This is a genomic window from Streptomyces olivaceus (assembly GCF_000721235.1).
In the GTDB taxonomy this organism is placed as follows: Bacteria; Actinomycetota; Actinomycetes; order Streptomycetales; family Streptomycetaceae; genus Streptomyces; species Streptomyces olivaceus.
Genome location: NZ_JOFH01000003.1, coordinates 225,641 through 248,792 on the forward strand (window position 1 = coordinate 225,641; position 23,152 = coordinate 248,792).

The following is a 23,152-nucleotide window of genomic DNA, read 5'->3' on the forward strand; positions in this document are numbered from 1 at the left end:
TTCATGGTGCTGCCGGGCGTCTATGCCCCTCAGGAGGACACCGCCCTGCTGGCCGGGGCGCTGTCCGACGAGTCGCTGCCCCCGGGCGCGGCCGTGCTCGACGTCGGAACGGGTTCCGGGGCGCTCGCGCTCGCGGCGGCGGCTCGGGGCGCCCTGGTGACCGCGGTGGACATGTCGTGGCGCGCCGTGTGGGGCGCGCGGCTCAACGCCGCGCGGTCGGGGCTGCGGGTCCGGGTCCGGCACGGCAACCTCTTCACTCCCGTGCACGGCGAGACCTTCGACCTGGTCCTGGCCAATCCGCCGTACGTGCCGGCACCCCTGGGCGGCCGCCGTCCGCGCGGTGCGGCCCGGGCCTGGGACGCGGGGCACGACGGCCGGATGGTGCTGGACCGGATCTGCCGCGAGGCTCCCGCACTGCTGCGGCCCGGCGGCGTGCTGCTGCTCGTGCACTCGGCGCTGAGCGACCCCGGCCTGACCGTCGGGTGTCTGCGCGAGGCGGGGCTGAAGGCCTCGGTGATCCGGCGGCGGCGGATCGCGTTCGGTCCCGTCGTGCGCGGCCGGGAGCGCTGGCTGCGGCAGCGGGGTCTGCTGGCCCCGGCCGACAACGAGGAGGAGCTGGTGGTCGTCCGTGCCGAACTCCCCGTCTGACGAACGGCGTCCGTCCGGCGCGCGGCGCCGGGTCAAGATGCAGCGGCGGGGACCGCTGCTGGTGGAGGGCCCGGTGGAGGTGGAGCTGGAGGACGGGACGACGGTGTACTCCGACCGTTTCCGGGTCGCCCTGTGCACCTGCCGGCGCAGCCGGCGCTATCCCTGGTGCGACACCAGCCACCGCGCGAGGTCGAACGGCCCGTCCGACGATCCGCCCCGGACGGACGGCTGAGGCCTGGGCGAGCGCCCGTACGAGGTGCGGTGCGGACTGCGGACCACGGGCGAAGGACGGCGGGCGGCGGACGGCCCCACTCCGTCCGCCGCCCCCGGTGCGGGACCGCGGGCCCGGATGCGGTGGCGCTCGCACTCCCCAGTGGCGAGCGGCCGGTCATGCCGCACGGGCCGGACGGTCCCGGTCTCTCAGAACGCGAAAACGCCCGCTCCGGTCGCGTTCTTCAGGCACTCGTTGGCGAAGGTGCGCTCGTAGGAGAGGCGGCCCAGACTCCGTCGACGGTCACGACGACGGGGGCGCACTCGCGGCAGCACCAGGGCCGAGGGGGCGTGGAGCGACGCGGGGGCGGCGGCCGGGGAGGTCCCCGCGAGGGGCCCGCAGACGGCGGTGACCGCCAGGCCCCGAGTTGCCGCCCGGCGCGCGGTGTTCCGCATGGTGTGCACCTTCCGCTTCCTGCGTTCGAGGGTGGCGCCGGTCCGGCTCGGTCGGTGCCGGACCGGCGAGCGCGAGTCTGCCGAGTCCGGCTCCGGAACTCATCTCGACCCCTCGGATTTCGGTAACCTTGCGTATTGAATCAGTGGCGTGAAGTAACGGAATTCCAACGTTCCACGTCCGGAACAGGGCGATTCTTGATCGGTAATTGAGAACTGAATTGGCCAAATGGCGTGATCCACGTAGGTGCCAATAGGCCGGAAACACCCCTGTCGCACCCCTCCCCCCTGGCGTCGGCCACCGGCATACCGGCGGGTACGGTGCTGGCGGCGCGAACTCGACGAGGAGAGGCGGGGCGTGGAATGGCCGGGCACTGGGCGGACTTCCAGTACGAGATCTACCTGAACGGCATGACGGGCGCCGTCCCGCGGCTGCCCACCGACCTGTCCCGGCTGGAGGAGCTGGCCGAGCACCGGCTCGGCCCCGGCCCCGTCGGTTACGTGGCGGGCAGTGCGGGAACCGGCAGCACGGCGGACGCGAACCGGGCGGCCCTGGACCGGCGCCGGATCGTCCCGCGCATGCTGCGGGACGTGCGCGAGCGCGACCTCTCCGTCGAGGTGCTGGGCCGCGCGCTGCCCGCGCCGCTGGCGCTGGCGCCGGTGGGCGTGCTGTCGATCATGCACCCGGAGGCGGAGCCGGCCGCCGCCCGGGCCGCCGCCGCGCAGGGCGTGCCGTACGTCCTGTCCTCGGCGTCGAGCACCCCGATGGAGCAGGTCGCCGAGGCGATGGGGGACGGAGAACGCTGGTTCCAGCTGTACTGGCCGAAGGACCGCGAGGTCGCCCGCAGCTTCCTGCACCGGGCGAAGGCCGCCGGGTACAGCGCGCTGTTCGTCACGCTCGACACCCCGCTGCTGTCCTGGCGCCCGCGCGACCTCGACCGGGCGTACCTTCCGTTCCTGCACGGGGTGGGCACCGCGAACTACTTCTCGGACCCGGCGTTCCGTGCGGGTCTGGCCAAGCCGGTGCACGAGGATCCGAACGCGGCGGTGATGCACTTCGTCGGCATGTTCTCCGACCCCGGCAAGTCCTGGCCGGACCTGGCGTTCCTGCGCGAGAACTGGGACGGTCCGATCGTCCTCAAGGGCGTCCTGCACCCGGACGACGCCCGGCTCGCCGCCGACGCCGGGATGGACGGCGTGGTGGTCTCCAACCACGGCGGCCGTCAGGTGGCCGGCTCGGTCGCGGCGGCCGACGCCCTGCCGCGCGTGGTGGAGGCGGCGGGCGACCGGCTCACCGTGCTGTTCGACAGCGGTGTCCGCACCGGTGACGACGTCTTCAAGGCGCTCGCGCTCGGCGCCCGCGCGGTGCTCCTCGGCCGCCCCTACGTCTACGGTCTGGGCCTCGACGGGCAGGCGGGCGTCGAGCACGTGATCCGCTGCCTGCTCGCCGAACTCGACCTCACCCTGGCCCTGTCCGGACACGCCTCGCCCCGCTTCCCGGGCCCCGCGGACCTGGTCGAGGGCCCGGTGTGAGGAGCCGTCCGCGCGACCGGCCGCTCCGGTGTCAGCGGCCCGGCAGTTCCACGGAGCGCGCGTCCGGACGGTCGGTGCGGTCGATCGACAGGGATCCCTCCGCCGTCGGCACCGGGTCGCTCCGCCAGCGCTGGGCGTCCGAGCGCTCGTGCACCTTCACCACGACGTCCGCGTCCGGTCCCCCGGTGGTGGTGGCGAGCCCCAGCTGCCGCTGCCAGCGCGGCACCAGCTCTCCCTCGGCGGTGAGGTCGTAGCGCACGTCGTCGCCCCGCTCGGTGCCCTCGTCGGCGCAGGTACCGAGGATGACGACGCCGGCGTCCGCCTGCGAGTCCAGGCACAGCCCCGGGTCGGCGACGCTGCGCAGCAGCCCGTCGTCCTCGAAGGTCCACTGCTGGGTCCACGCCTCGGAGCAGCCCGCGAGCCGGGCCCCCGCACCGGCCTTCGGCTCGCCGCGGACGTCGAGGCACAGGTCTGCCGCGACGTTGCGCAGCCGGGTGCGGTCGGCGGCCGCGGGCAGGCCGGCCGCGCCGGGCGGTTTCGGACGGCTGGTCGCGGACATCGCGCCGCCGGCGTCGCTGGTGGAGGCGGCCGGATCGGCGCCCCCGCCGTCGTACGACCAGACGCTCACCACGAGTACGACGGCCACCACTCCGGCGGAGGCCGCGCCGAACTGCCTGAGCAGCGTCCTGCCGGAGCGCGGCCGGCCCGGCGGCCGGCGCACGGGCACCGGAATCCGGGCCAGCAGCCCGGGTCGCCGGCCGCGGTGCCGGGAGGAGCCCTTCGCCGACGCCCCCGCTGCGGCGCGTGCCGGACGGGAGTCGAGATAGCGCCGGGCGCCCCAGCCGAGTACCGCTTCGGCGATCAACGTGCCCAGCTCGCCCTTGAAGTGCCCGAGTTGATCGGCCGCGTGCCGGCAGTGCCGGCAGTCCGCCAGATGCTTGCGGACCTCCGGCAGCAGGGCTCCGCCGCGGCGGATCGGGACGTCGAGGAGCCGGCTGTGGTAGCGGCACTCCTCGCCGGGTGCGAGCTGCTTGTGAACGTGCAGACAACCCTCGCGGAATTTCTCCCGCGCCTGTTCGAGGGTGGCGGTCGCGGTGTCCGTATCCATGCCGAGCAGGGCGGCGGGGACACTTATGGGTTCGCCTTCCACTTGCGTATGCCACAGCAAACAACGGGACGGTCCGGGAAGAGATGCGAAAGCCCGCGCGGCCAGGGTGCGGTTTTCCGGGGTCAGGGACTTCGCCGCCCGCATACCGCGCCCCCCGGCCGGTTTGAGCAGCTCGGGAACGACCTCGGACATCTCCTCGTCGCCGGACCACTGCCGCACCGTGTCGCGCACGGCCACCAGGAGGCGCGGGCGCAGCGCCGTGGCGGGCTCCCCCTCGGCCAGACGGTCCAGCACCCGGTGCCAGGCGGCGGCCGTGACCATGGCGCCGACGGGGGCGGAGGTGGCGAGGCAGATGGCGGCGTAATCGTGCGCGGGCTGCCAGTGACGCGCCATCAGCAGCGCCGTGACCCGCGCGGCCTCGGTGTCCGGTCCCTCCCGCAGCCGCGCGGCGAGCAACTCGTCGGACTCCCCGGGGTCCCCGCCCGGTGGCGGGTACGCGGGTCGAGGGGGGTGGGGGGTGGGCACTGAGCTGGTTCCTTCCCACGCGCATGTGACTCAGAAGTCGCGGTCGCCGAAAAGGGACACGCGGATTGGTGTGTACCTCTTGGGCACAGTGCGGGGAGCGTGAATTCGCCATGGCGAAATCGGACCTGGTCCGTCAAGGCGCGTGCGAGACACGGTCTTTACCCCCCGCACGGGTGCTTCACTCTTGCACAAACCACTCATGGTCAACAAGGCGAGCGGGCAACCCGGGAAGCGATTGAAGTTGGGTCAGTTCCGGCGGCCAACACAGCGGAGACACACGGTCTTTCCCGTTCCTTCACGCGCGGCGGCCGGGCATCCGCCGGCACACGTCGGCGCGACGGCGGGGCTCCGGCCCACCGAACCGAGGGTGGCACGGAAACGTCCACTACCGATCGTGACCGAACGGATTCCGACTCCGTACCGATGTGTGGCCCGACGGGCGGGGGAAGCCCTTTCTGCCATGGGCGTCCCAGCCCCGTACCGCACCGGGTCGGCGCGGGCGGCGGCCGGCCCGGTGGTTCGGGCCTGCTCGGCGTCCCGGACGGACTAGGCTGGGTGCCAGGTGACGCGCTGTTCACTGTGAGTGCGCAATGGAGTGGCGACGATGAGTCCGGTCAACCCGTTCGACGACGCCGCCACGGCCCGCGTCGTCGTCGACGACTCCGGCACCCTGCGGGAGTGGAACGAGGGCGCCCGCCTGCTCCTCGGCCACCTGGCCGGCGAGGTGGTGGGCAGCCCCGCGGCCGACCTGCTCGACGGACGCCACGACGGGCCGCCGACGACGGAGAACGGCCGCTGGCACGGCACCCTGGCGCTGCGGCACCGCGACGGGCACACCGTCTCGGTGTGGGTGCTGGCGCACCACCGGACGGCGGCGGACGGCGCCCCGGGCAGCTGGCTCGCCGTCGCTCCGCCCGCTCCCGCCGCCGCGCCGCAGGACGACCCGCTGATCAGGGCCGCCCTCACCCAGTCGCCCTGCGCCGTGATGGTCTTCGACGACCGGCTCCTGCTGCGCGGGGTCAACGACGCCATGGCCCGGCTCCTCGGGCTCCCGCGCGACCGGCTGCACGGCCTGCGCGCCACCGACATCAACAGCCGGCCGCAGAACATGGAGTTGGAGCGCCTCCTGCGCCGGGTGCTGGCCACCGGCCGGCGGCAGGACCTGCGCAGTCATCTGAAGGCCGAGGGCGAGGAGCGCGCCCACGCCTGGGTCGCCCTGATGGCGCCGCTCACCGACGCCGACGGGCTGGTGCGCGGCGTGTGCGTGAGCGCCCACGACTTCACCGAGCAGCACCTCGCCCGGGAACGGCTGCAACTGGTCAACGAGGCCAGCGTGCGGGTCGGCAGCACCCTCGACGTCAACCGCACCGCCGAGGAACTGGCGGACGTGTGCGTGCCCGCGCTCGCCGACTTCGTGAGCGTCGACCTGCTGGACCCGCGGGACAACGGCGGTGAGCCCGCCACCGTGGTCGAACCGCCGGTCGGCCTGCGCCGGACGGCCCACCGGACGCACCTGCCCGACCACTCGGCCGGCTCGGCCCACTCGTCGACGTGTCCGCCTGCGGCCGCCGAGACCGGCCGGCTGGACTTCTACCCGGCGGGCTCGCCCCAGGCCGAGTGCCTGCTCTCCGGCCGGGCGATCGTGGCCGCCGAGGCGCACGGCGACCTGGAGCGCTGGATGGGCTGGGACCCGGCGCGCCTGCGGCAGGTGCGGGAGCACGGCGTCCACTCCGTGATGTCGGTGCCGCTCCAGGCCCGCGGCACCACCCTCGGCGTGGCGGTCTTCATCCGGTTCCGGCGCCTGCACCCGTTCACGCACGACGACGTCCTGCTGGCCGAGGAGGTCAGCGCCCGCGCCGCCGTCTGCATCGACAACGCCCGCCGCTACTCGCGCGAGCGCGAGGCCACCCTGACCCTGCAACGCAGCCTGCTGCCCCGGTGGCTGCCGCCCACCGCAGCGGTGCAGGCGGCCTCCCGCTACCTTCCGGCGGCCCGCTCGGGCGTCGGCGGCGACTGGTTCGACGTCATCCCGCTGTCCGGGATGCGGGTCGCCATGGTCGTCGGGGACGTCGTCGGGCACGGCATCGCGGCGTCGGCCACCATGGGGCGGCTGCGCACCGCCGTACGCACCCTCGCCGACATCGACCTGACGCCCGAGGAACTGCTCACCCACCTCGACGACCTGGTCGTCCGCCTCTCCGAGGAGTCCGGCGACGACCGGGCCGGCGAGGTCGGCGCCACCTGCCTGTACGCGGTGTACGACCCGGTCTCGCGGCACTGCGCCATGGCCAGGGCCGGGCACCCGGCGCCCGTCCTGGTGCCGCCGGACGGCCCGGCGCGGCAGGTCGAGCTGCCCTCGGGGCCACCGCTGGGCGTGGGCGGGCTGCCCTTCGAGTCGGCCGAGCTGGAGCTGAGCGAGGGCAGCGTCCTGGCGCTCTACACCGACGGACTGGTCGAGGGCCGGGACCGGGACCCGGACGCCGGCCTGGCACTGCTGCGCGAGGCGCTGGCCGCGCCCGGCGACTCGCTGGACGCCGCCTGCGACCGGGTGCTGCACAGCCTGCTCCCGGCGGGCAGCGCCGGCGACGACGTGGCCCTGCTGCTGGCCCGCACCCGGGGGCTGCCCACCGGGCAGGTGGCCACCTGGGACATCCCGGCCGACCCGTCGCTGGTCGCCCCGGTGCGCAAGCAGGTGCTCGACCAGCTCGCCGTCTGGGGTCTGGCAGATGCCTCCTTCACCGTCGAGCTGGTGGTGAGCGAGCTGGTCACCAACGCGATCCGGTACGGCTCCCCGCCCATCCGGCTGCGGCTCATCCACGACGCGACGACGCTGATCTGCGAGGTCTCCGACAGCAGTCACACCGCGCCCCACCTGCGCCGGGCCCGCACCTGGGACGAGGGCGGGCGCGGTCTGCTGCTGGTGGCCCAGCTCACCCAGCGCTGGGGCAGCAGGCACACGACGGAGGGCAAGACGATCTGGGCCGAGCTGGGCCTGGTCGAGGAGGAGTGAGCCGTCGCCGTTTCCCGGGCCGTGCGACGGGACACCCGGAGTACAGGGCGCACGGCGCCACGGCAGGCGTGCGCGGGAACCACGGGAGTGTGAGGAAGCCATGGCCAACACGTCCCAGCCGGTGCGCCGGACGGCCCTGCTCGCGGGCGGACTCGCGGTCCTCGGCCTGCTGAGCGCCTGCGGCAGCGAGAACGGCACGTCCGGCACGCCCCCGCCCTCGCACTCCGCCCGCGCCTCGGACGCGGCCCCGAGCGCGGGCACCGCCACCGACCCCGGCACCGCGGCGGCGGCCGGCACGCCCAGCGACACCGCCGGGTCCGCGTCGGCCTCCGCCCGCACCGACGGCCGCTGCCACACCTCCGAGTTGCGGGCCGCCGTCGGCCGGCTCGACCCGGGCGCCGGACAGCGGAACTTCCCGCTCGTCCTGACCAACACCTCCGAGCGCACCTGCACGGTGTACGGCTATCCGGGCGCCGCCTTCGTGGACGCGTCCGGCAGGCAGCTCGGCCCGGACCCGGAGCGCGCGCCCGGCTCGCCCGAGACCCTCACGCTGACGCCCGGCGCGAGCGCGTGGGCCGGGCTGTCGTTCTCCAGCCCCGAGATCAGCGGCGCCCGCACCGCGACCCCGGCCGCGCTGCTGGTCACGCCGCCGGACGAGCGGGCCTCCCTCAAGGTGGAGTGGACGGCCGGTGCGGTCCCGGTGGGCGGCAACGCGTCGTCGGTGTCCGTCACCGCCCTGGAGGCGGGCTCCGGCCCCTGACCCACCGGCACCGGCACCGGCAGGGTGTCCGCCTCGCACGGCCCGACCGTCAGTGACCGGCGACCGGGTGCGGCGTGTAGGGGCTCTCCAGCTCCTCGATCTCCTTCTCGCCGAGGACCAGTTCGACCGCGGCCACGGCGTCCTCGATGTGCCCCGGCTTCGACGCGCCGACGATCGGGGCGGTCACCGTGTCCTGGTGCAGCAGCCAGGCGAGGGCCACCTGGGCGCGCGGCACGCCGCGCTCGCCGGCGATGCGGGTCACCGCCTCGACCACGGCGCGGTCGCCCTCCGGGTAGAGGGTGCTGCCGAACGCGTCCGTGGCGCTGCGCCCGGTGGCGGTGTCCCAGTCGCGGGTGAGCCGGCCGCGGGCGAGCGGGCTCCAGGGCAGTACTCCCACGCCCTGGTCCGCGCACAGGGGCAGCATCTCGCGCTCCTCCTCGCGGTACACGAGGTTGTAGTGGTTCTGCATGGACACGAACTTCGTCCAGCCGTGCCGCTCGGCCGTGTACTGGGCCTTGGAGAACTGCCACGCGTACATCGAACTGGCCCCGAGGTAACGGACCTTGCCCGCCTTCACCAGGTCGTGCAGGGCCTCCATCGTCTCCTCGATGGGCGTGTGCGGGTCGTAGCGGTGGATCTGGTACAGGTCCACGTGGTCGGTGCCCAGCCGCCGGAGGCTGTGGTCGATCTCGGTCATGATCGCCTTGCGGGACAGCCCGGCTCCGTTGGGCCCGGGCCGCATCCGGCCGTGCACCTTGGTCGCCAGCACGATGTCGTCGCGGCGGGCGAAGTCCCGCAGCGCCTTGCCGACGATCTCCTCGCTGGTGCCGTCGGAGTAGACGTTGGCCGTGTCGAAGAAGGTGACCCCGGCCTCCAGCGCCTGCCGGATCAGCGGACGCGCGGCGTCCTCGTCGAGGGTCCACTCGTGGGCGCCGCGGCCGGGGACGCCGTAGGTCATGCAGCCCAGGCAGATCCGCGACACGTCGAGGCCCGTCGAACCGAGCTTCACGTACTGCATCGTTGCTGCTCCTGTGTTCTCGGGATCATCGGTACAGGGCGAGCGTACGACTTCGCGCGCACTCCAACGCCACCCCGGTCAGCGCCGTTCGAGCAGGTCCAGGGCGCGCTCCCAGTGGAACCGCCGGTCGCCGCCCGCCGCCGCCCCGCCCTCGTACGGGTCGCCGAAGCGCACGCCCATCCCGCGCAGCCGGTCCAGGCTCGCCCGGTAGGCGGGGTGCGAGGCCAGCGCGTCGGAGACGCACGGCAGGACACCGACGGGAACGCCGAGGCCGCAGGCCTCGCACAGGGTGGCCACGGCGAGGGTGTCGGCCAGGCCCGCGGCCCACTTGTTGACGGTGTTGAAGGTGGCGGGGGCGACCACGACGGCGTCCGGGGCCGGGAAGGGGCGCGGCTCGCCGGGGCGTCGCCACGCCGAGCGGATGGGGCGCCCGGTGCGGGCCTCGACGTCGGCGGTGTCGAAGAAGCCGTCCATGGCGACCGGGGTCGCGAAGACGCCCACCTCCCAGTCGCGTCGCAGGGCGGCGTCGATCAGTGCACCGACGCCGGACGCCACGCCGGCCGCGCAGACGACGACGTAGAGGAAGGGGGCGCCCTTGCTTCCGCCCGGCTCACCGTCCCCCACCCGTGCGCCGGTTCGCGCCGGTTCGCGGTTCCCCGCGGGTCCGCCGTCCGGCACCGGTCCGCCGCTCGCGGCCCGTCGACTGTTCCCGGCCTGTTCGCTCACCCCGGAACCCTAAGGGACGGGCCCCGGGGGAGCCGAACGCCCCGGGGTCAGCCCACCCGCTCCGACACGGTGATGGCGCCGACCGGGCACGCCCGGGCCGCCTCCCGGACGAGAGGGCTGCCGCCGCCGTCCTCCCGGCCGGCCTGCAGGGTGCTGTAGCCGTCGTCGTCCTGGGTGAACACGTCCGGGGCGGTCAGTGCGCACTGACCGGCGCCGATGCAGACGTCCTTGTCGATACCGATGTCCATGCCCGTTGCCATGTCCCGACCCTCCTACCAGGCCACGGGGAGTTCCAGCATCCCCTGGATCGTGTCGCCGGGTTTGTGGGGGATCTCCTGGGCGGGTACGGCCAGGCGCAGCGTGGGCAGCCTCTCGAAGAGGGCGCGCAGGGCGATCTCCAGTTCGGCGCGGGCGAGGTTCTGGCCCAGGCACTGGTGGATGCCGAAGCCGAAGGCGACGTGGTGACGGGCCGGGCGGTGCCAGTCGATGGCGTCCGGCTCCGGGTAGACGGTCCCGTCGCGGTTGATGACGGAGGTCGAGAAGACCACCCCGTCGCCGGCCCGGATGGTGTGCCCTTCCACCTCCATGTCCTCGGTGGCCGTCCGCAGCAGGCTGTCCGCGATCGACAGCATGCGCATCAGCTCCTCGACCGCGCCGGGCAGCAGCGCGGGGTCCTCGCGCAGCTCGGCCAGGCGCCCGGGGTTCTCCAGGAGCGTGTAGGTGCCCAGCGAGATCATGTTGGCGGTGGTCTCGTGACCGGCGATCAGCAGGATCACGGCGAAGGAGATGAGCTGCTCGCGGTCGATCTCGCCCTCCTCCAGCCGGTCCCGAATGAGGTCGTCGAGCAGGCCGTCGCCGGGCGAGGTCCGCTTGCCGTCGATCAGCTCCCCCAGGTAGGACTCGAGTCGGTCCCGGGCGTCGCGCACGTCGGCCGGCAGCGGGCCGCGCAGCAGCCGCCGGGACTGCTCCTCGAAGAACTCGTGGTCGGCGTAGGGGACGCCGAGCAGCGCGCAGATCACCATGGAGGGCACCGGGAGCGCGAAGGCCGGCACCAGGTCGGCGGGCGGGCCTGCCGCGATCATCGCGTCGAGGCGCTCGTCGACGATCTCCTGGATGCGCGGGCGCAGGGCGGCGGCGCGTTTGAGGGTGAACTCGGGAAGCACCATCTTGCGCTGGGCGCGGTGTTCCGGGTCGTCGACACCGAGCAGGGCCAGCCTGCGGCTGCGTATCCCGGCCAGCCGGGGCGAGGTGAGGGGGAAGCCGTCGCGGGTGCGGTCGGTCGACAGCCGCTGGTCGACGAGGAGCCGGCGGGCGAGGGTGTGCCCGGTCACGAGCCAGGCCGGGCGGCCGTCGAACAGGGTGATGGGGGCGAGCGGCGGGCCGGTGCGCAGCGGGTCGTAGGCGGCGGGCGGGTGGTAGGGGCAGGTCCTGTTCTGCGGGTAGGCGACGGGTCGCGTCGTGTCCGGGTCAGTCGTCGTGTCCGTCGTTTCTGTCATGGAAGACCTCGCAGACGAAATGGGTGTCTTCGTGCCGAGCTAAATTAGATGCCTTGGGCACCTATACGGCGACGTCAAGTTCGGCCAGACCGGTGGCGTGGGCAGAGTGGCCGGGGACCGCCGGGTGAGGGACGTCCGGGGCCCTCCCCGCGGCCGCCACGGACGGTGGGCGTGGCCTGATCACGTCGTTCGGCGGGACGGCCCGGCCCCCGGGTGCGGCCGGGATTGTCCTGTTCCGGCCGTCGAACGGACGCGCCCGCTCCGGATGTCCGCGCGGTGTTCGGGGGTACAGGGCAGGATGCAGGATGGACGGACGGGTTCCGCACCGGCCCGGTGGTCCGCACCGGCCGGGCGGTCCGACGACGCGACGATGGGACGGATGCACAGATGCCTCTTGAGGGCGAGTACGAACCCAGCCCGACGCAGTGGGTCCGGGATCAGGTCGAGCTGTACGAGGGCTCGGGCGGCACCGAGGGCACCACTCACCCGGACACGGGCCTGCCCGTGATCGTGCTGACCAGCCGGGGTGCGCGCAGCGGCAAGATCCGCAAGACGCCGCTGATGCGGGTCGAGCACGACGGCCGGTACGCCGCGGTCGCCTCCCTGGGCGGGGCGCCCAAGCACCCGGTCTGGTACTTCAACGTGCTGGCCGAGCCGCACGTGGAGCTCCAGGACGGTCCACGCAAGCAGGACATGACGGCCCGTGAGGTCACCGGCGCGGAGAAGGCCGAGTGGTGGGAGCGCGCGGTCGCGGCGTATCCGCCGTACGCGGACTACCAGAAGAAGACGGGCCGGGAGATCCCCGTCTTCGTGCTGGAGCCGGCCGACGCCGGCTGATCCGGCGCACGGGACTTCTCCCGGACCCGACGGCATGGACCGTCGCGTGCCGGGCACACGACGGTCAGGCCCCGCCGCGCTCCCCCGTCGCGGCGGGGCTTTGCGCCGCCTCCCGCGCGGGGCGGTCGGTGACGTCGAGGAAGACCTGCCCGGCCTCGGGCACGGTGTGGGCGATCGACCGCTTGATGCGCACCGCGGCCTCCTCCACCTCCTCGCTGTCCAGGCCCGGCACCAGGTCGACGCGAGCGGCCACCAGGGCGGAGTCGAGGCCGGTCTTCATGGTGAACAGCGCCTCGACGCTGTCGATCTCCGGCTGCGCCCGCAGCAGCTCGCGGATCCGCCCGTCGGCCTCGGGGTCGGCGGCCTCGCCGATCAGCTGGTCGCGGGCCTCGCGGCCCAGGCGGTAGGCCACGTACACGAGCAGCGCGCCGATGGCGAGCGAGGCGCAGGCCTCCCACACCACCTGCCCGGTGACCATGTGCAGGACCATGCCGATCATGGCGAGGGTGACGCCGAGCACGGCCGTGCCGTCCTCGGCGACCACCGTGCGCAGCGCCGGGTCGCGCAGCCCGGTGGCGAGACCGCCCTGGCCGCGTACCTGGTGCAGGGCGCGCAGCAGGGAGGCGCCCTCGGCGAGCAGGGCGACACCGAGCACGATCAGTCCGGCGACGTAGCCGCTCAGTTCCTCCTCGGCGCCGGAGCGCAGGGCCTCGACGCCCTGGAAGAAGGAGAAGCAGCCGCCCATCACGAAGATGCCGACGGCGGCGAGCAGCGACCAGAAGAACCGCTCCTTGCCGTAGCCGAAGGGGTGCCGCCGGTCGGCGGGCCGGCGGCTGCGGCGCAGGGCGGCGAGGAGGAAGATCTCGTTCATGCTGTCGGCCACCGAGTGCGCCGCCTCCGACAGCAGGGCCGGTGAGCCCGCGAAGAAGCCGCCGACGGCCTTGGCGACCGCGATGACCAGGTTGGCGGCCAGGGCCACGAGCACGGTGACGCGCGTTCTGCGATCGGCCCTGCTCTCGCCGTCGCGGCCGGGTTTCTGTTCCGAGGCTGACTCACTCACGAAGGCCGACTGCCCCCGGCCGTGCCCCTCACACCCGCCGTGCGGGTGGCCCGCCAGTGCCGACGGCCGAAAACGGGGAACGCGTCCAGTGGCAGACGAACGACGGGAGGCAGACCCATGAGCGGCGACGACGCGACGCCGGGCAACAGCGGTTACGGCAGGAAGGCCTTCAAGCGGTCCCGGAGCCATTTCGCGGACCGGATCACCGCGGACGGCCGGGACGGCTGGCCGGTGGAACCCGGCCGCTACCGCCTGGTGGTCAGCCGCGCCTGTCCGTGGGCCAGCCGGGCCCTGGTCTCCCGGCGGCTGCTCGGCCTGGAGGACGCCCTCTCCCTGGCGGTCGCCGACCCGGTCCAGGACGACCGCAGCTGGCGGTTCACTTTGGACCCGGACGGCCGCGACCCGGTCCTCGGCATCCGCTTCCTCAGTGAGGCCTACGACCGCCGGGAGACGGGCTACCCGGGCGGGGTGAGCGTGCCGGCGGTGGTGGACGTGCCCAGCGGGAAGCTGGTCACCAACGACTACCAGCAGATCACCCTGGACCTCGCCACCGAGTGGGCCGCCCTGCACCGGCCGGGCGCGCCCGACCTGTATCCCGAGGCGCTGCGCGCCGAGATCGACGAGGTCATGGCGGGCGTCTACGAGGACGTCAACAACGGCGTGTATCGGGCGGGCTTCGCGACCGGCCAGGAGGAGTACGAGGCGGCGTGCACGGGCGTCTTCCGGCGCCTGGAACAGCTGGCGCCCCGGCTGGAGGGGCAGCGCTACCTGGTCGGCGACACGATCACGGAGGCGGACATCCGCCTGTTCACGACGCTGGTCCGCTTCGACGCCGTCTACCACGGTCACTTCAAGTGCAACCGCTGGAAGCTGACGGAGAACCCGGTGCTGTGGGCGTACGTCCGCGACCTGTTCCAGACGCCCGGTTTCGGGGACACCGTCGACTTCGACCACATCAAACGGCACTACTACCAGGTGCACACCGGCATCAACCCGACCGGCATCGTCCCGCTGGGCCCGGACCTGGCGGGCTGGCTCACGCCCCACCACCGCGAGGAGCTGGGCGGCCGGCCGTTCGGCGACGGGACGCCGCCGGGCCCGGTCCGAGCCGAGGAGGAGGTGCCGGCGCGCGGCAGGCCCTGACCCCTTCCACCGCCGTCCCGTTCCAGCACCGCCCCACCGCTTCCACCGTTTCCCCGCTGCACATCGCACAGCGCGCAAGGAGATCCGCATGGCGAAGACAAAGAAGAAGAAGCTCCCGCTCGCCTACAAACCGGTGGGCTTCGCGCTCGGGTGGCTGGGCGGCACGCTGGCCGGACTGGCCTTCCAGAAGACCTGGAAGCTGATCCGGGACGAGGACGACGCGCCCGACGCGCTCGACCCGGACCGCGGCTGGGGGGAGATCCTGCTGGCCGCCGCGATCCAGGGCGCCATCTTCGCGGCGGTGCGCAGTGCCGTGGACCGGACCGGCGCGAAGGCCATCGCGCGCTCCACCGGCACCTGGCCGATCCCCGGCAAGGGCGGGCGGGACTGACCGCACCGCCCCTCCCCCGCCGCGACGGCACCCGGCAGGCCGCGTTCAGCCCTGCTTGGGTGCCGTCGGCGCGACGGCCAGGCGCAGGGTGAAGGAGTGCCCCGCCGGGTCGGAGAAGCCGCGTTCCTCGTGCGGCCCCGCCGCGTCCTTGGCCTCCACCGGCCGCCCGCCGAGCCCGACGATCGCGCGCTCGGCCTCGTCCAGGTCCGCCACCACGAGGTCCAGGTGGACCTGGAGCGAATTCTCCGGGCGGGGCCAGCTGGGCGGGGTGGCGTTCACGTCCCGCCGGAAGGCCAGGCGGAAGCCGCTCGGCCCCTCGATCTCGATCCGGTTGGCGGTCACGTCCGTCTCCTCCGCCCCCAGCAGGCCCTTGTAGAACTCCGCGAGCCGCTCGGGCTCGGCGCAGTCGAGCACCACGACGCCCGCGTTGACCAGTGCCATGTCGTCTCGTTCCCCTCCGGAGATGCCGGGTGTGGGGCGGTCTGCCCCACACCTCGTACTGTGCGGATACCCGGCGGAGCCGGGAGTAACGGAGATCACCAGCGGACGCCGTGTAGATCATTTAGGGTACGGGCAGCCTCGTATCGCTTCTCGGTTCAACTTTCTTTCCGTGAAGCCGAGTTCGAGTGCGCGGACGGCCCCGCCGCCGTCCGCTCGCAGGGCCGGGGGGACTCTGCGCTCCGTCTCCCGAAAGGAACCACATGCAGGACGTCCGCTTCGACCTCCCCTTCGACACCCCCGTCAGCCCGCATCTCGCGCACGCCCGTGAGCGCCATCTGCGCTGGGTGCGCGAGCGGGGGCTGGTGCGCAGCGCGGCGGGCTTCGAGGAGTACCGCTCCTGGGACCTCTCCGAGGCCGCCGCCCGCACCTACCCGCACGCGTCGGCCGACGACATGGTCGTCCTGATGAACTGGTTCTCGCTGGCCTTCCTCTTCGACGACCAGTTCGACGCCGCCCGGCCGGACCGCGCGGAGCGCATAGCCGAGGTGGCCCGGGAACTCATCGCCACGCCGCTGCGTCCGGCGGGGACCCCGCCGCGCGTGGAGTGCCCCATCACGCTGGCGTGGGCGGAGGTCTGGGGTCACCTTTCGGATGGCATGTCCCTGACGTGGAAGTCCCGGTTCGCGGCGTCCTGGGGCCGGTTCCTGGTGGCGCACTGCGAGGAGGTCGACCTGGCGGCCCACGGCCGGGCCGCCACGCTGGGGATCGAGGAGTACGCCGTCTTCCGGCGCCGCACGGTCGGCATCCACCACAGCATCGACGCGGGCGAGCGCAGCCGCGGCTTCGAGGTGCCGGCCGCGGCGATGGCGCACCCCCTCATGGAGCGGATGCGGGACCTGGCCGCGGACACCATCGGGTTCATGAACGACATCCACTCCTTCGAGCGCGAGCGCCGCCGCGGCGACGGGCACAACCTCGTCGCTGTGCTGCAGCGCGAGCGGGGCTGCTCCTGGCAGGAGGCGGCCGAGGAGGCGTACCGCATGACGACCGACTGCCTCGACGAGTACGTCGCCCTGGAGGCGCGCGTGCCGCAGATGTGCGACGAGCTGGGTCTCGACGGCGACGGGCGCACGCGGGTGCGGCTGGGTGTGGAGGCCATCCAGCACTGGATCAACGGCAACTACGAGTGGGCACTGACGACCGGTCGCTACGCGGCGGCCAAGGACGGCCCGGTCGCCACGGCCGAACAGGCCGGGCGGGGCTCGGTGGACGACCTGCTGGGCGTGTAGGACGAAAGCCGCCGCCCGGCCGGTGTTCCGGCCGGGCGGCGGCTTTCGCTCGGTCCCGCGGCTTTCGCTCGGTCCCGCGGCTTTCGCTCGGTCCCGTTTGGCTATCGGGCGAACTCCACCGGCAGGCTGTCCAGCCGGGACTCCCAGGTGGAGGCCGTGGAGGTCAGCTCGGACGCCGGCACGGCCAGGCGCAGGCCCGGCAGGCGGTGGAGCAGGACGTCGACGGCCGTCTCGATGATGGCCTGGCCGATGTTCTGCCCCGGGCATTCGTGGGGGCCCGCGCTGAAGGCGAGGTGCGAGGCGTTGCCCTCGACCGAGACGCCGGTGGCGGGGCGGATCTCGGGGTCGTGGTTGCCGGCCGTGAGGCCCAGCACGAGCAGGTCGCCCTCCTTGACCGGACAGCCGCCCAGTTCCAGGTCGGCGGTGGCGAACCGGCCCGGCAGCACGGCGAGCGGCGGGGAGTTCCACATGACCTCCTCCACCACCGCGGACATGTTCAGCTGCCCGCTCACCAGGCCGGACAGCCGGGCGGAGTCGGTGAGGACGAGCTGCAGCACCCGGGCCAGCAGGTTGCTGGTCGTGGTGTGGGCGGTGATCAGCACCAGGCGCAGGTGGTTGACGATCTCGTCCTCGTCGAGGCCGGAGTTGTGCTCGATGAGACCGGAGGCGAAGTCGGACCCCGGCTCCCTGCGCTTGCGCTCGGCGAGTTCACCGAGGATGCCCATGATGCGCTCGTTGTGCGTGAGGGCGTCCGCGCCGCCCTTGATCACCTGGCTGCTGGACTCGGCGAGGGTGCGTCCCTCCCGCTCGGCGAGGCCGAAGACCCGGGTGAGGACCAGCATGGGCAGGTACTCGGCGAAGTCGGCCACCAGGTCGGCGCGGCCCTCGTCGGCGAACGCGTCGATCTGCTTGTTGGCGAAGTGCGTGATGTGCCGCCGGATGCCGCGTCCCGCGACGGCGTACAGGTTGTCGGTGACCGCGCCGCGCAGCCTGCGGTGCGGTTCGCCGTCCTGGGAGACGCAGTCGGGCCGCCACCCCACCATCTGCATCAGCGGCGCCGTCTCCGCGACCCGGCCGTCCTGGAAGTCCCGCCAGATCCGCGAGTCGCGGCTGAACTGGAGGGGGTTGTCCAGCACTCGCCGGTTCTCCCGGTAGCCGAGCACCAGCCAGGCGGGGACGTCGTCCTCCAGCAGTACCGGCGCGACCGCCCCGTGCTCGCCCCGCAGCCGCGCGTAGATCTCGTGCGGGTCGGTCGCCGCGTCGGGTCCGTAGAGCCGGACGGCGCCCTCGCCGTGGGCGACGGGGCAGCCGCCGCCCGTGGGGGCGGACGGGGTCTGGTCGTCGTTCATCGGGGCTCCAGGGCGGCGGCCGAGCGGTCCTTCAGGTGACGGATCAGGGTGACCAGCACGTCGCGGCCGGCTGTGGGGTCACGGGCGTCGAAGGCGACGACCGGCGTGTGCGGCGCGATGTCCAGGGCGTCGCGGATCTCGTCGACCGGGTAGTCGCGCGAGTCGGGGAAGACGTTGAGCGCGATGACGAAGGGGACCTTCTGCCGCTCCATCTCCTCGATCGCCCGGAAGCTGGAGGCCAGCCGCCGGGTGTCCACCAGGACGACCGCGCCGAGGGCGCCCTTGAACAGGCCGTTCCACAGGAACCAGAAGCGTTCCTGGCCCGGGGTGCCGAACAGGTACAGCATCAGCGTCTCGTTGAGGCCGATCTTGCCGAAGTCCAGGCTGACCGTGGTCTGCGTCTTGTCGGCCACCCCGATGAGGGGGTCGACGTCGGCGCTGGCCTGGGTGAGGGTCTCCTCGGTGGTCAGCGGTTTGATGTCGCTGACGGCGCGGACCATGGTGGTCTTGCCCGTTCCGAAGCCGCCGGCGATCATCACCTTCACCGAGCGGGTGTCCCCCGCCGTGGATGACCCCGGTCGGTCAAAGCCTTTGAAGTCCACTGAGTACCTCCTCAAGGAGCGCGAGGTCGGGCCCGCGGCCGGCATCCAGTGCCGGGATGGGATCACGGGCTTCGACGCTGCCCGCCTGGAGCAGGTCGGACAGCAGCACCGCGAGAATGTTGAAGGGCAAGTGCAGATGGGCGCCGAGTTCGGCCACCGAAAGCGGGTCGCGGCAGCGCCGGAGGATCTCCTCGTGCTCGTGCTGCATGCCCGGTAAGGGGGCGGCACGCGCGACGACGAGCGTCGCCACGTCGAGGGTCGACGCCGAACCGCCCGGCCCGCTGCGCCCTCCGGTGAGGACGTAGTAGCGCTCGAGACCGGACGGATCGGTCGGTCGGCGGGGAGCACTCATCCAGAGTGCTCCTCCTGGCGCGGCGTGGTCCCGAGGAGTTCACCCATCCGGCGGGCCAGGTCGCGCATCTGATGGCCCAGCAGGCCCTGGTCGAGTCCTTCGCGGGCGAGGACGCCGAGATACGTCTCCATGCCCGCCCGGACGACGAACAGGTGCCCGCCGTCCACCTCGATCATCGCCAGCCGCAGCTGCCCCGCGTGCTGCGGGAACTGCTCGGCCACCGGCTGGGCCAGCGCCTGCAGGCCGGCCACCACGGCGGCGAAGCGGTCCACGTCGTCGGGGTCTTCGGCGCCGTAGGAAGTGATCGCCTTGCCGTCGCTGGAGGCAACGAGGGCGAAGCGGATCTCCTGGATGCTCTCCACAAGGTCGCGGAGCGCCCAGCTCACGTCGGTTCCCTGGTGCGTCATGGGGACTAGTCGCTCTCTTCAGTGCGGTGCTCGGTGGACGCGCCACCGGTGGTCGATTCGGAGGTGCCGGCGCCGGGGTCGCGGCCCGCGGTGGCGAAGGCGGCGAGACCGGTGAAGGACGCGTCCGGTGGAACGGCGGAGGCCTGGGCCCGGTCGGCGGCTTCGCTCCCGGGCGGCTGCGCGGTCGGCGCGGCGGCCCCGGAGGCGGCGGCCGGTTCGGCACGCCTGCTCCGGCGTCGGGGCAGGCCTCCGGGGGTGGTCTCCACCGCGGGGTCGGCCGCGGGCGCGGGGTCGGCCGCCCGTGTGGACTCGACCGCCGGTGCGGGGGCGGCTGCCGCCTCGACGACCGCCGGGGGCACGAGGTCCGCCGCGGGGGCGGTGACGGCCTGCGCGGTGTCCGGCACGGTCGCGGGGGCCGCGGCGGACGGCAGCGGGCTGAAGTACTTGTGGGGTACGACGACCACCACGGACGTGCCCAGCCACGGCGAGTCGGCGAAGGTGACCCGGATGCCGTAGCGGCGGGCGAGGGCGCCGACGACGCGGAGGCCGATGTTGGCGTCCTCCGAGATGCCGCCGAGTCCCGCACCGGGCGAGGTGCCGGCCAGCGCGTGCTCGGCCTCGCGCTTCTTCTCGTCGCTCAGGCCCTTGCCGGAGTCCTGGATCTCGATGCCGACGCCGTTGGGCACCTCCTTGCCGGAGACGACCACCGGCTCGGTGGGCGGCGAGTAGCGCGCGGCGTTGTCCAGCAGGTGGGCGAAGATCAGCGTGAGGTGGTCCACCAGGCCGCCGTCGACACCCAGTTCGGGCAGGTGGCGCAGCTGGACGCGGTGGAAGTCCTTGATCCGGCCGATGCCGCCGCGCATCACGCTCAGCAGCCGCTGCGGTTCCTGCCACTGCCGTCCCGGGCGGTCCGAGCCGCCGAGCACGCCGATGCTGGCGGCGAGGCAGTCCGCGGGGCCGATGGCCTGGTCGAGTTCCATCAGGCCGCGGGCGACGGTGGGCAGCCGCCCGTGCTCGCCCTGCATCTCGTGCAGGCGGCCACGGAGCTTGCTGGTCAGCACGTGGATGCGGTTGCCGACGCTGATGACCGCCTGCTCCGCGGAGGTCGAGCGGTCGAACTCCGCCTCGACGCCGATCAGCGCGGTCCGGAGCACCTTGCGCAGTTCGGCCTGGAGGTCGGCGCCGACCTTGGAGCACTGCTCGACGGTCGGCAGGATGTCGTCGATGGCGTCACCGGAGCGCAGTCTGCGCATCGCGTCGGGCAACTGCTCGTCGGCGAGCCGGGACACCGCGGCCAGCTGGTGTCCCAGCTGCTCCTGCCAGGCCTCGGTCCGCTCGGCGAACCGGGCCTCGTAGGACGTGGCCTGCTCGGCGATCCGGTCCTCGTAGGCCCGGGTGTGCTCGGCGAGCCGTTCCTCGTAGGTCTGGGCCTGCTCGGTGAGCTGGGCGTCCAGGTCGGAGCGCTCGGCGGAGAACTTGCGTTCCAGGCCGGCCACGTGCTGCTGCCACTGCTGGGAGTTCTCGGAGCGCGCGGAACGGTGGGCGTTCTCGGCCCGGCCCAGCTGGGCGCGGGTGCGCAGGAGAAGGCGTACGCACACGGTGCCGGCCACGGTGGCCGCCGCGCCGGCGACGGCCACGGTTATTCGCTCCGAGCTCATGAACGTGGCGGCTACCGTCCCGCCGCCCAGCCCCAGTGGCATGAGCCACCAGCTGTGCCAGGCGACAGGGACCCGCGCCGCCGGTGGCGGAGTGGCGAGTTCCATCTGCATCCTTCGAAGCAAAACAATCGAACAGGGGGGATGGTCGAGCAAGGGTGCGCAAGGGGGACCGCACTCAGGGTGTGCACCACGGGCCGACCCGTCGCGATCGCGTCAACTCGCAGTGCCGCTGGGGAGCTTATCGGTTGGGAAGCCTAAAAGATCAATTTCACGGCTCTGCGGAAGTGAGGATTCCGTCACGACCCGGCAGCGGGCCAGATGTCGACAAATCCCCCAATTGACCAGGAGCGCCGACAGGGCGCGCCCGGGAAACCGGGGCCTGAGCACGCCCGCCGCCCTGATCCGGCCGCCGCGCCCGCGGGTGCCGTCCGGCCCGGGGAATGGCACGATCACGTCGGAGTCGCAGACCGTGCCCCTGACCCCCCTCCCGAGTTGCGAGGTTCTCCGATGACCACCATGCGCGCCGTCAGCCAGGACGTTCTGGGCGGACCCGAGGTCCTCAAGGAGGTACGGGTCGAGCGCCCCGTTCCGCGGCCGAACGAGGTGCTGGTCCGGGTGCGTGCCGCCGGGGTGAACCCCACCGACTGGAAGCACCGGGCGGACGGCGGCTTCCTCGGCGAGCCGCCCTTCGTACTGGGCTGGGACGTCTCGGGCACGGTGGAGTCGGTGGGGATCGGCGTCGCCGCGTTCCGGCCGGGCGACGAGGTCTTCGGCATGCTCTCCTATCCCTTCGGCCACGGTTCGCACGCGGAGTACGTGACGGCTCCCGCGCGCACCTTCACGCACCTGCCGGCCGGGACCGACCACGTCCGGGCGGGCGCGCTCCCGCTGGTGTCCCTCACGGCGTGGCAGGCCCTGGTGGAACGGGCGGACCTCCAGCCGGGGCAGCGGGTGCTGATCCACGCGGCGGCCGGCGGCGTGGGGCACGTGGCGGTGCAGATCGCCAAGGCGCGGGGCGCCCACGTCATCGGCACCGCCAGCGCGGGCAAGCACGCGTTCCTGCGGTCCCTCGGGGCGGACGAGGCCGTGGACTACCGGGAGACGGACTTCACCGAGGCGGTGCGCGACGTCGACGTCGTCCTGGACACGATCGGCGGCGACACGTCGCTGCGGTCGCTGCGCGTGCTGCGCCCGGGCGGGGTGGTGGTGTCGATCCTGCCGGTCGGGTCCGGCGAGTTCTTCGAGGAGGCCGGGCGGCTCGGGGTGCGGGCGGTGCGGATGCTGGTCGACGCCGACCGGGCCGACATGCGGGAGATCGCCCGGCTGGTCGAGGCGGGGAAGCTGGAGCCCACCATCGCGAAGACGTTCCCACTGGCCGAGGCGGCCGGGGCGCACGCTCTGGGGGAGACCGGCCGCACCACCGGCAAGATCGTTCTCGTGGTCGACTGAACGGTCGGCACGGCCGTGCGATGAGACGTCGGCGACATATGTCAGTCGAACATGCTCAAACTCGCTCGCCCGAGGTAACTTTCTGAGCAGAACGGGTAGTTGGGCCCCCATGACAGGCCGGAACGGGCCGGAACAGGCTGGAGGCGACGTCGTCGTGCGGCAGGAATCCCCGTCGCCCACCCGCCATCTGCGGGTGCGCCACGAGCGCGGGCACGCGGTGCTGGAGTTCCGGGGCGAGATCGACATCGCGTCCGCCACGGAGATCGCTCCGCGCCTGGACCGCGAGACGCGGCGCCCCGGCGCCCGTGTCGTGCTCGACCTCGGCGGGATCGAGTTCTTCGACTGCTCCGGGGTCCGGCTGCTCGCCCGGGCCCGCAACCAGGTGCTCGCGGGCGGCGGAGAGGTGCACCTGGTGTGCTCGCACCCGCTCACCCTGCGCATGCTGCGGATCACCGGCCTGACCCGGCTGCTGCCACCGCGGCCGACCCTGCGGGAGGTACTCGGCCCCGCCCTGCCGACCGCTCGCCGAACGGGGTGCTGACCGGCACACCACCACCGGCGCGGCACACGGACCCGGCGGCCGTCACGGTGTCCGGCTGACGGTGAACCGGTGCGGCCGTCACGGTTTCGGCCGACGGTGCATCGGAGGTGGCCGTCGACGGTCGCGAGGACCACACCGCCTCCCCG

General features: G+C 73.2%; 23 protein-coding genes and 1 pseudogene. 11 read left to right on the forward strand and 13 right to left on the reverse strand.

The window, feature by feature from the left end:
- Positions 1 to 3: 3 nt before the first annotated feature.
- Both IG94_RS0105580 and IG94_RS0105585 read left to right on the forward strand, forming a co-directional pair.
- On the forward strand, positions 4 to 648 hold the full coding sequence (locus tag IG94_RS0105580; RefSeq protein ID WP_031031896.1) for a HemK2/MTQ2 family protein methyltransferase: 645 nt from the start codon (positions 4 to 6) through the stop codon (positions 646 to 648).
- Entirely contained in the window at positions 629 to 880 is a 252-nt protein-coding gene (locus IG94_RS0105585; RefSeq protein WP_031031897.1) for a CDGSH iron-sulfur domain-containing protein, read from the forward strand. The genes IG94_RS0105580 and IG94_RS0105585 overlap by 20 nt, the downstream gene beginning before the upstream one ends.
- Before the next feature lie 188 nt (positions 881 to 1,068).
- Here IG94_RS0105585 and IG94_RS0105590 read toward each other — a convergent pair.
- A pseudogene (locus IG94_RS0105590) lies at positions 1,069 to 1,314 on the reverse strand (subtilase-type protease inhibitor).
- A gap of 360 nt (positions 1,315 to 1,674) precedes the next feature.
- Between IG94_RS0105590 and IG94_RS0105595 the strand changes: the two are divergent.
- Positions 1,675 to 2,844 carry a lactate 2-monooxygenase gene (locus IG94_RS0105595; RefSeq protein ID WP_031031900.1) on the forward strand — a complete coding sequence of 390 codons (1,170 nt, stop codon included), beginning with the start codon at positions 1,675 to 1,677 and terminating at the stop codon, positions 2,842 to 2,844.
- Between the two features lie 31 nt (positions 2,845 to 2,875).
- Here IG94_RS0105595 and IG94_RS0105600 read toward each other — a convergent pair whose 3' ends face one another.
- Entirely contained in the window at positions 2,876 to 4,477 is a 1,602-nt protein-coding gene (locus IG94_RS0105600) for an RICIN domain-containing protein (protein WP_031031904.1), read from the reverse strand.
- 604 nt (positions 4,478 to 5,081) lie between these two features.
- Between IG94_RS0105600 and IG94_RS0105605 the strand changes: the two genes are divergently transcribed.
- A complete protein-coding gene (locus tag IG94_RS0105605) occupies positions 5,082 to 7,487 on the forward strand; it encodes a SpoIIE family protein phosphatase (protein ID WP_031031907.1) in 2,406 nt (801 codons plus the stop codon).
- A 100-nt stretch (positions 7,488 to 7,587) separates the two neighbouring features.
- Positions 7,588 to 8,247, forward strand: a complete 660-nt coding sequence (locus IG94_RS0105610) for a DUF4232 domain-containing protein (protein ID WP_031031909.1) — start codon at positions 7,588 to 7,590, stop codon at positions 8,245 to 8,247.
- A 49-nt stretch (positions 8,248 to 8,296) separates the two neighbouring features.
- Here IG94_RS0105610 and IG94_RS0105615 read toward each other — a convergent pair whose 3' ends face one another.
- The 4 genes from IG94_RS0105615 to IG94_RS0105630 form a co-directional block, all read right to left on the reverse strand.
- Positions 8,297 to 9,265: an aldo/keto reductase gene (locus IG94_RS0105615; protein ID WP_031031911.1), complete on the reverse strand. Its 969-nt coding sequence runs from the start codon at positions 9,263 to 9,265 to the stop codon at positions 8,297 to 8,299.
- Between the two features lie 78 nt (positions 9,266 to 9,343).
- On the reverse strand, positions 9,344 to 9,889 hold the full coding sequence (locus IG94_RS0105620) for a flavoprotein (protein WP_031031913.1): 546 nt from the start codon (positions 9,887 to 9,889) through the stop codon (positions 9,344 to 9,346).
- Between the two features lie 149 nt (positions 9,890 to 10,038).
- Positions 10,039 to 10,239, reverse strand: a complete 201-nt coding sequence (locus tag IG94_RS0105625; RefSeq protein ID WP_031031916.1) for a ferredoxin — start codon at positions 10,237 to 10,239, stop codon at positions 10,039 to 10,041.
- A gap of 24 nt (positions 10,240 to 10,263) precedes the next feature.
- Positions 10,264 to 11,487: a cytochrome P450 gene (locus tag IG94_RS0105630; RefSeq protein ID WP_031031919.1), complete on the reverse strand. Its 1,224-nt coding sequence runs from the start codon at positions 11,485 to 11,487 to the stop codon at positions 10,264 to 10,266.
- A 387-nt stretch (positions 11,488 to 11,874) separates the two neighbouring features.
- Between IG94_RS0105630 and IG94_RS0105635 the strand changes: the two genes are divergently transcribed.
- Complete coding sequence (locus IG94_RS0105635) at positions 11,875 to 12,324, forward strand: nitroreductase family deazaflavin-dependent oxidoreductase (RefSeq protein WP_031031921.1); 450 nt, start codon at positions 11,875 to 11,877, stop codon at positions 12,322 to 12,324.
- Between the two features lie 64 nt (positions 12,325 to 12,388).
- On the opposite strand, the gene IG94_RS0105640 is transcribed toward IG94_RS0105635, so the two are convergent.
- On the reverse strand, positions 12,389 to 13,309 hold the full coding sequence (locus IG94_RS0105640) for a cation diffusion facilitator family transporter (RefSeq protein WP_031031923.1): 921 nt from the start codon (positions 13,307 to 13,309) through the stop codon (positions 12,389 to 12,391).
- A gap of 192 nt (positions 13,310 to 13,501) precedes the next feature.
- Between IG94_RS0105640 and IG94_RS0105645 the strand changes: the two genes are divergently transcribed.
- Together IG94_RS0105645 and IG94_RS0105650 are read left to right on the forward strand one after the other, a co-directional pair.
- Positions 13,502 to 14,527: a glutathione S-transferase family protein gene (locus IG94_RS0105645; RefSeq protein ID WP_031031927.1), complete on the forward strand. Its 1,026-nt coding sequence runs from the start codon at positions 13,502 to 13,504 to the stop codon at positions 14,525 to 14,527.
- 88 nt (positions 14,528 to 14,615) lie between these two features.
- The gene (locus IG94_RS0105650; protein WP_031031929.1) at positions 14,616 to 14,918 is read left to right on the forward strand and encodes a DUF4235 domain-containing protein; all 303 of its coding nucleotides are present in this window, start codon (positions 14,616 to 14,618) and stop codon (positions 14,916 to 14,918) included.
- A 45-nt stretch (positions 14,919 to 14,963) separates the two neighbouring features.
- Here the strand turns inward: IG94_RS0105650 and IG94_RS0105655 are convergent, their stop codons facing one another.
- Positions 14,964 to 15,359: a VOC family protein gene (locus tag IG94_RS0105655; protein WP_031031931.1), complete on the reverse strand. Its 396-nt coding sequence runs from the start codon at positions 15,357 to 15,359 to the stop codon at positions 14,964 to 14,966.
- 260 nt (positions 15,360 to 15,619) lie between these two features.
- Here IG94_RS0105655 and IG94_RS0105660 point away from each other — a divergent pair, with 260 nt between their 5' ends.
- Positions 15,620 to 16,648 (forward strand): 7-epi-alpha-eudesmol synthase, encoded by a 1,029-nt coding sequence (locus IG94_RS0105660; protein ID WP_031031934.1) that lies wholly within the window; start codon positions 15,620 to 15,622, stop codon positions 16,646 to 16,648.
- Positions 16,649 to 16,749: 101 nt separating this feature from the next.
- Here IG94_RS0105660 and IG94_RS0105665 read toward each other — a convergent pair whose 3' ends face one another.
- The 5 genes from IG94_RS0105665 to IG94_RS0105685 are packed head-to-tail and all read right to left on the reverse strand — an operon-like array spanning position 16,750 to position 21,121.
- Positions 16,750 to 17,997: a cytochrome P450 gene (locus IG94_RS0105665; RefSeq protein ID WP_031031935.1), complete on the reverse strand. Its 1,248-nt coding sequence runs from the start codon at positions 17,995 to 17,997 to the stop codon at positions 16,750 to 16,752.
- A complete protein-coding gene (locus IG94_RS0105670) occupies positions 17,994 to 18,599 on the reverse strand; it encodes a GTP-binding protein (RefSeq protein WP_031031937.1) in 606 nt (201 codons plus the stop codon). Before IG94_RS0105670 ends, IG94_RS0105665 begins: the two co-directional genes overlap by 4 nt.
- Positions 18,580 to 18,951 carry a DUF742 domain-containing protein gene (locus tag IG94_RS0105675; protein WP_031031940.1) on the reverse strand — a complete coding sequence of 124 codons (372 nt, stop codon included), beginning with the start codon at positions 18,949 to 18,951 and terminating at the stop codon, positions 18,580 to 18,582. Before IG94_RS0105675 ends, IG94_RS0105670 begins: the two co-directional genes overlap by 20 nt.
- Positions 18,948 to 19,358, reverse strand: a complete 411-nt coding sequence (locus IG94_RS0105680) for a roadblock/LC7 domain-containing protein (RefSeq protein ID WP_031031941.1) — start codon at positions 19,356 to 19,358, stop codon at positions 18,948 to 18,950. The genes IG94_RS0105675 and IG94_RS0105680 overlap by 4 nt, the downstream gene beginning before the upstream one ends.
- A 5-nt stretch (positions 19,359 to 19,363) precedes the next feature.
- The gene (locus IG94_RS0105685; protein ID WP_031031944.1) at positions 19,364 to 21,121 is read right to left on the reverse strand and encodes an ATP-binding protein; all 1,758 of its coding nucleotides are present in this window, start codon (positions 21,119 to 21,121) and stop codon (positions 19,364 to 19,366) included.
- Between the two features lie 402 nt (positions 21,122 to 21,523).
- Between IG94_RS0105685 and IG94_RS0105690 the strand changes: the two genes are divergently transcribed.
- The gene (locus IG94_RS0105690) at positions 21,524 to 22,465 is read left to right on the forward strand and encodes an NADP-dependent oxidoreductase (RefSeq protein ID WP_031031946.1); all 942 of its coding nucleotides are present in this window, start codon (positions 21,524 to 21,526) and stop codon (positions 22,463 to 22,465) included.
- A gap of 154 nt (positions 22,466 to 22,619) precedes the next feature.
- On the forward strand, positions 22,620 to 23,006 hold the full coding sequence (locus tag IG94_RS0105695; protein ID WP_031031948.1) for an anti-sigma factor antagonist: 387 nt from the start codon (positions 22,620 to 22,622) through the stop codon (positions 23,004 to 23,006).
- Positions 23,007 to 23,152: the final 146 nt, after the last annotated feature.

What these genes read in the sequence shown, in the direction of transcription:
- IG94_RS0105650 (WP_031031929.1), top strand. Translation starts at nt 14,616, where the DNA reads ATGGCGAAGACAAAGAAGAAGAAGCTCCCGCTCGCCTACAAACCGGTG.
- IG94_RS0105595 (WP_031031900.1), top strand. Translation starts at nt 1,675, where the DNA reads ATGGCCGGGCACTGGGCGGACTTCCAGTACGAGATCTACCTGAACGGC.
- IG94_RS0105645 (WP_031031927.1), top strand. Translation starts at nt 13,502, where the DNA reads ATGAGCGGCGACGACGCGACGCCGGGCAACAGCGGTTACGGCAGGAAG.
- IG94_RS0105655 (WP_031031931.1), bottom strand. Translation starts at nt 15,359, where the DNA reads ATGGCACTGGTCAACGCGGGCGTCGTGGTGCTCGACTGCGCCGAGCCC.
- IG94_RS0105625 (WP_031031916.1), bottom strand. Translation starts at nt 10,239, where the DNA reads ATGGACATCGGTATCGACAAGGACGTCTGCATCGGCGCCGGTCAGTGC.
- IG94_RS0105580 (WP_031031896.1), top strand. Translation starts at nt 4, where the DNA reads ATGGTGCTGCCGGGCGTCTATGCCCCTCAGGAGGACACCGCCCTGCTG.
- IG94_RS0105605 (WP_031031907.1), top strand. Translation starts at nt 5,082, where the DNA reads ATGAGTCCGGTCAACCCGTTCGACGACGCCGCCACGGCCCGCGTCGTC.
- IG94_RS0105615 (WP_031031911.1), bottom strand. Translation starts at nt 9,265, where the DNA reads ATGCAGTACGTGAAGCTCGGTTCGACGGGCCTCGACGTGTCGCGGATC.
- IG94_RS0105660 (WP_031031934.1), top strand. Translation starts at nt 15,620, where the DNA reads ATGCAGGACGTCCGCTTCGACCTCCCCTTCGACACCCCCGTCAGCCCG.
- IG94_RS0105630 (WP_031031919.1), bottom strand. Translation starts at nt 11,487, where the DNA reads ATGACAGAAACGACGGACACGACGACTGACCCGGACACGACGCGACCC.
- IG94_RS0105680 (WP_031031941.1), bottom strand. Translation starts at nt 19,358, where the DNA reads ATGACGCACCAGGGAACCGACGTGAGCTGGGCGCTCCGCGACCTTGTG.
- IG94_RS0105675 (WP_031031940.1), bottom strand. Translation starts at nt 18,951, where the DNA reads ATGAGTGCTCCCCGCCGACCGACCGATCCGTCCGGTCTCGAGCGCTAC.
- IG94_RS0105685 (WP_031031944.1), bottom strand. Translation starts at nt 21,121, where the DNA reads ATGGAACTCGCCACTCCGCCACCGGCGGCGCGGGTCCCTGTCGCCTGG.
- IG94_RS0105610 (WP_031031909.1), top strand. Translation starts at nt 7,588, where the DNA reads ATGGCCAACACGTCCCAGCCGGTGCGCCGGACGGCCCTGCTCGCGGGC.
- IG94_RS0105690 (WP_031031946.1), top strand. Translation starts at nt 21,524, where the DNA reads ATGACCACCATGCGCGCCGTCAGCCAGGACGTTCTGGGCGGACCCGAG.
- IG94_RS0105635 (WP_031031921.1), top strand. Translation starts at nt 11,875, where the DNA reads ATGCCTCTTGAGGGCGAGTACGAACCCAGCCCGACGCAGTGGGTCCGG.
- IG94_RS0105665 (WP_031031935.1), bottom strand. Translation starts at nt 17,997, where the DNA reads ATGAACGACGACCAGACCCCGTCCGCCCCCACGGGCGGCGGCTGCCCC.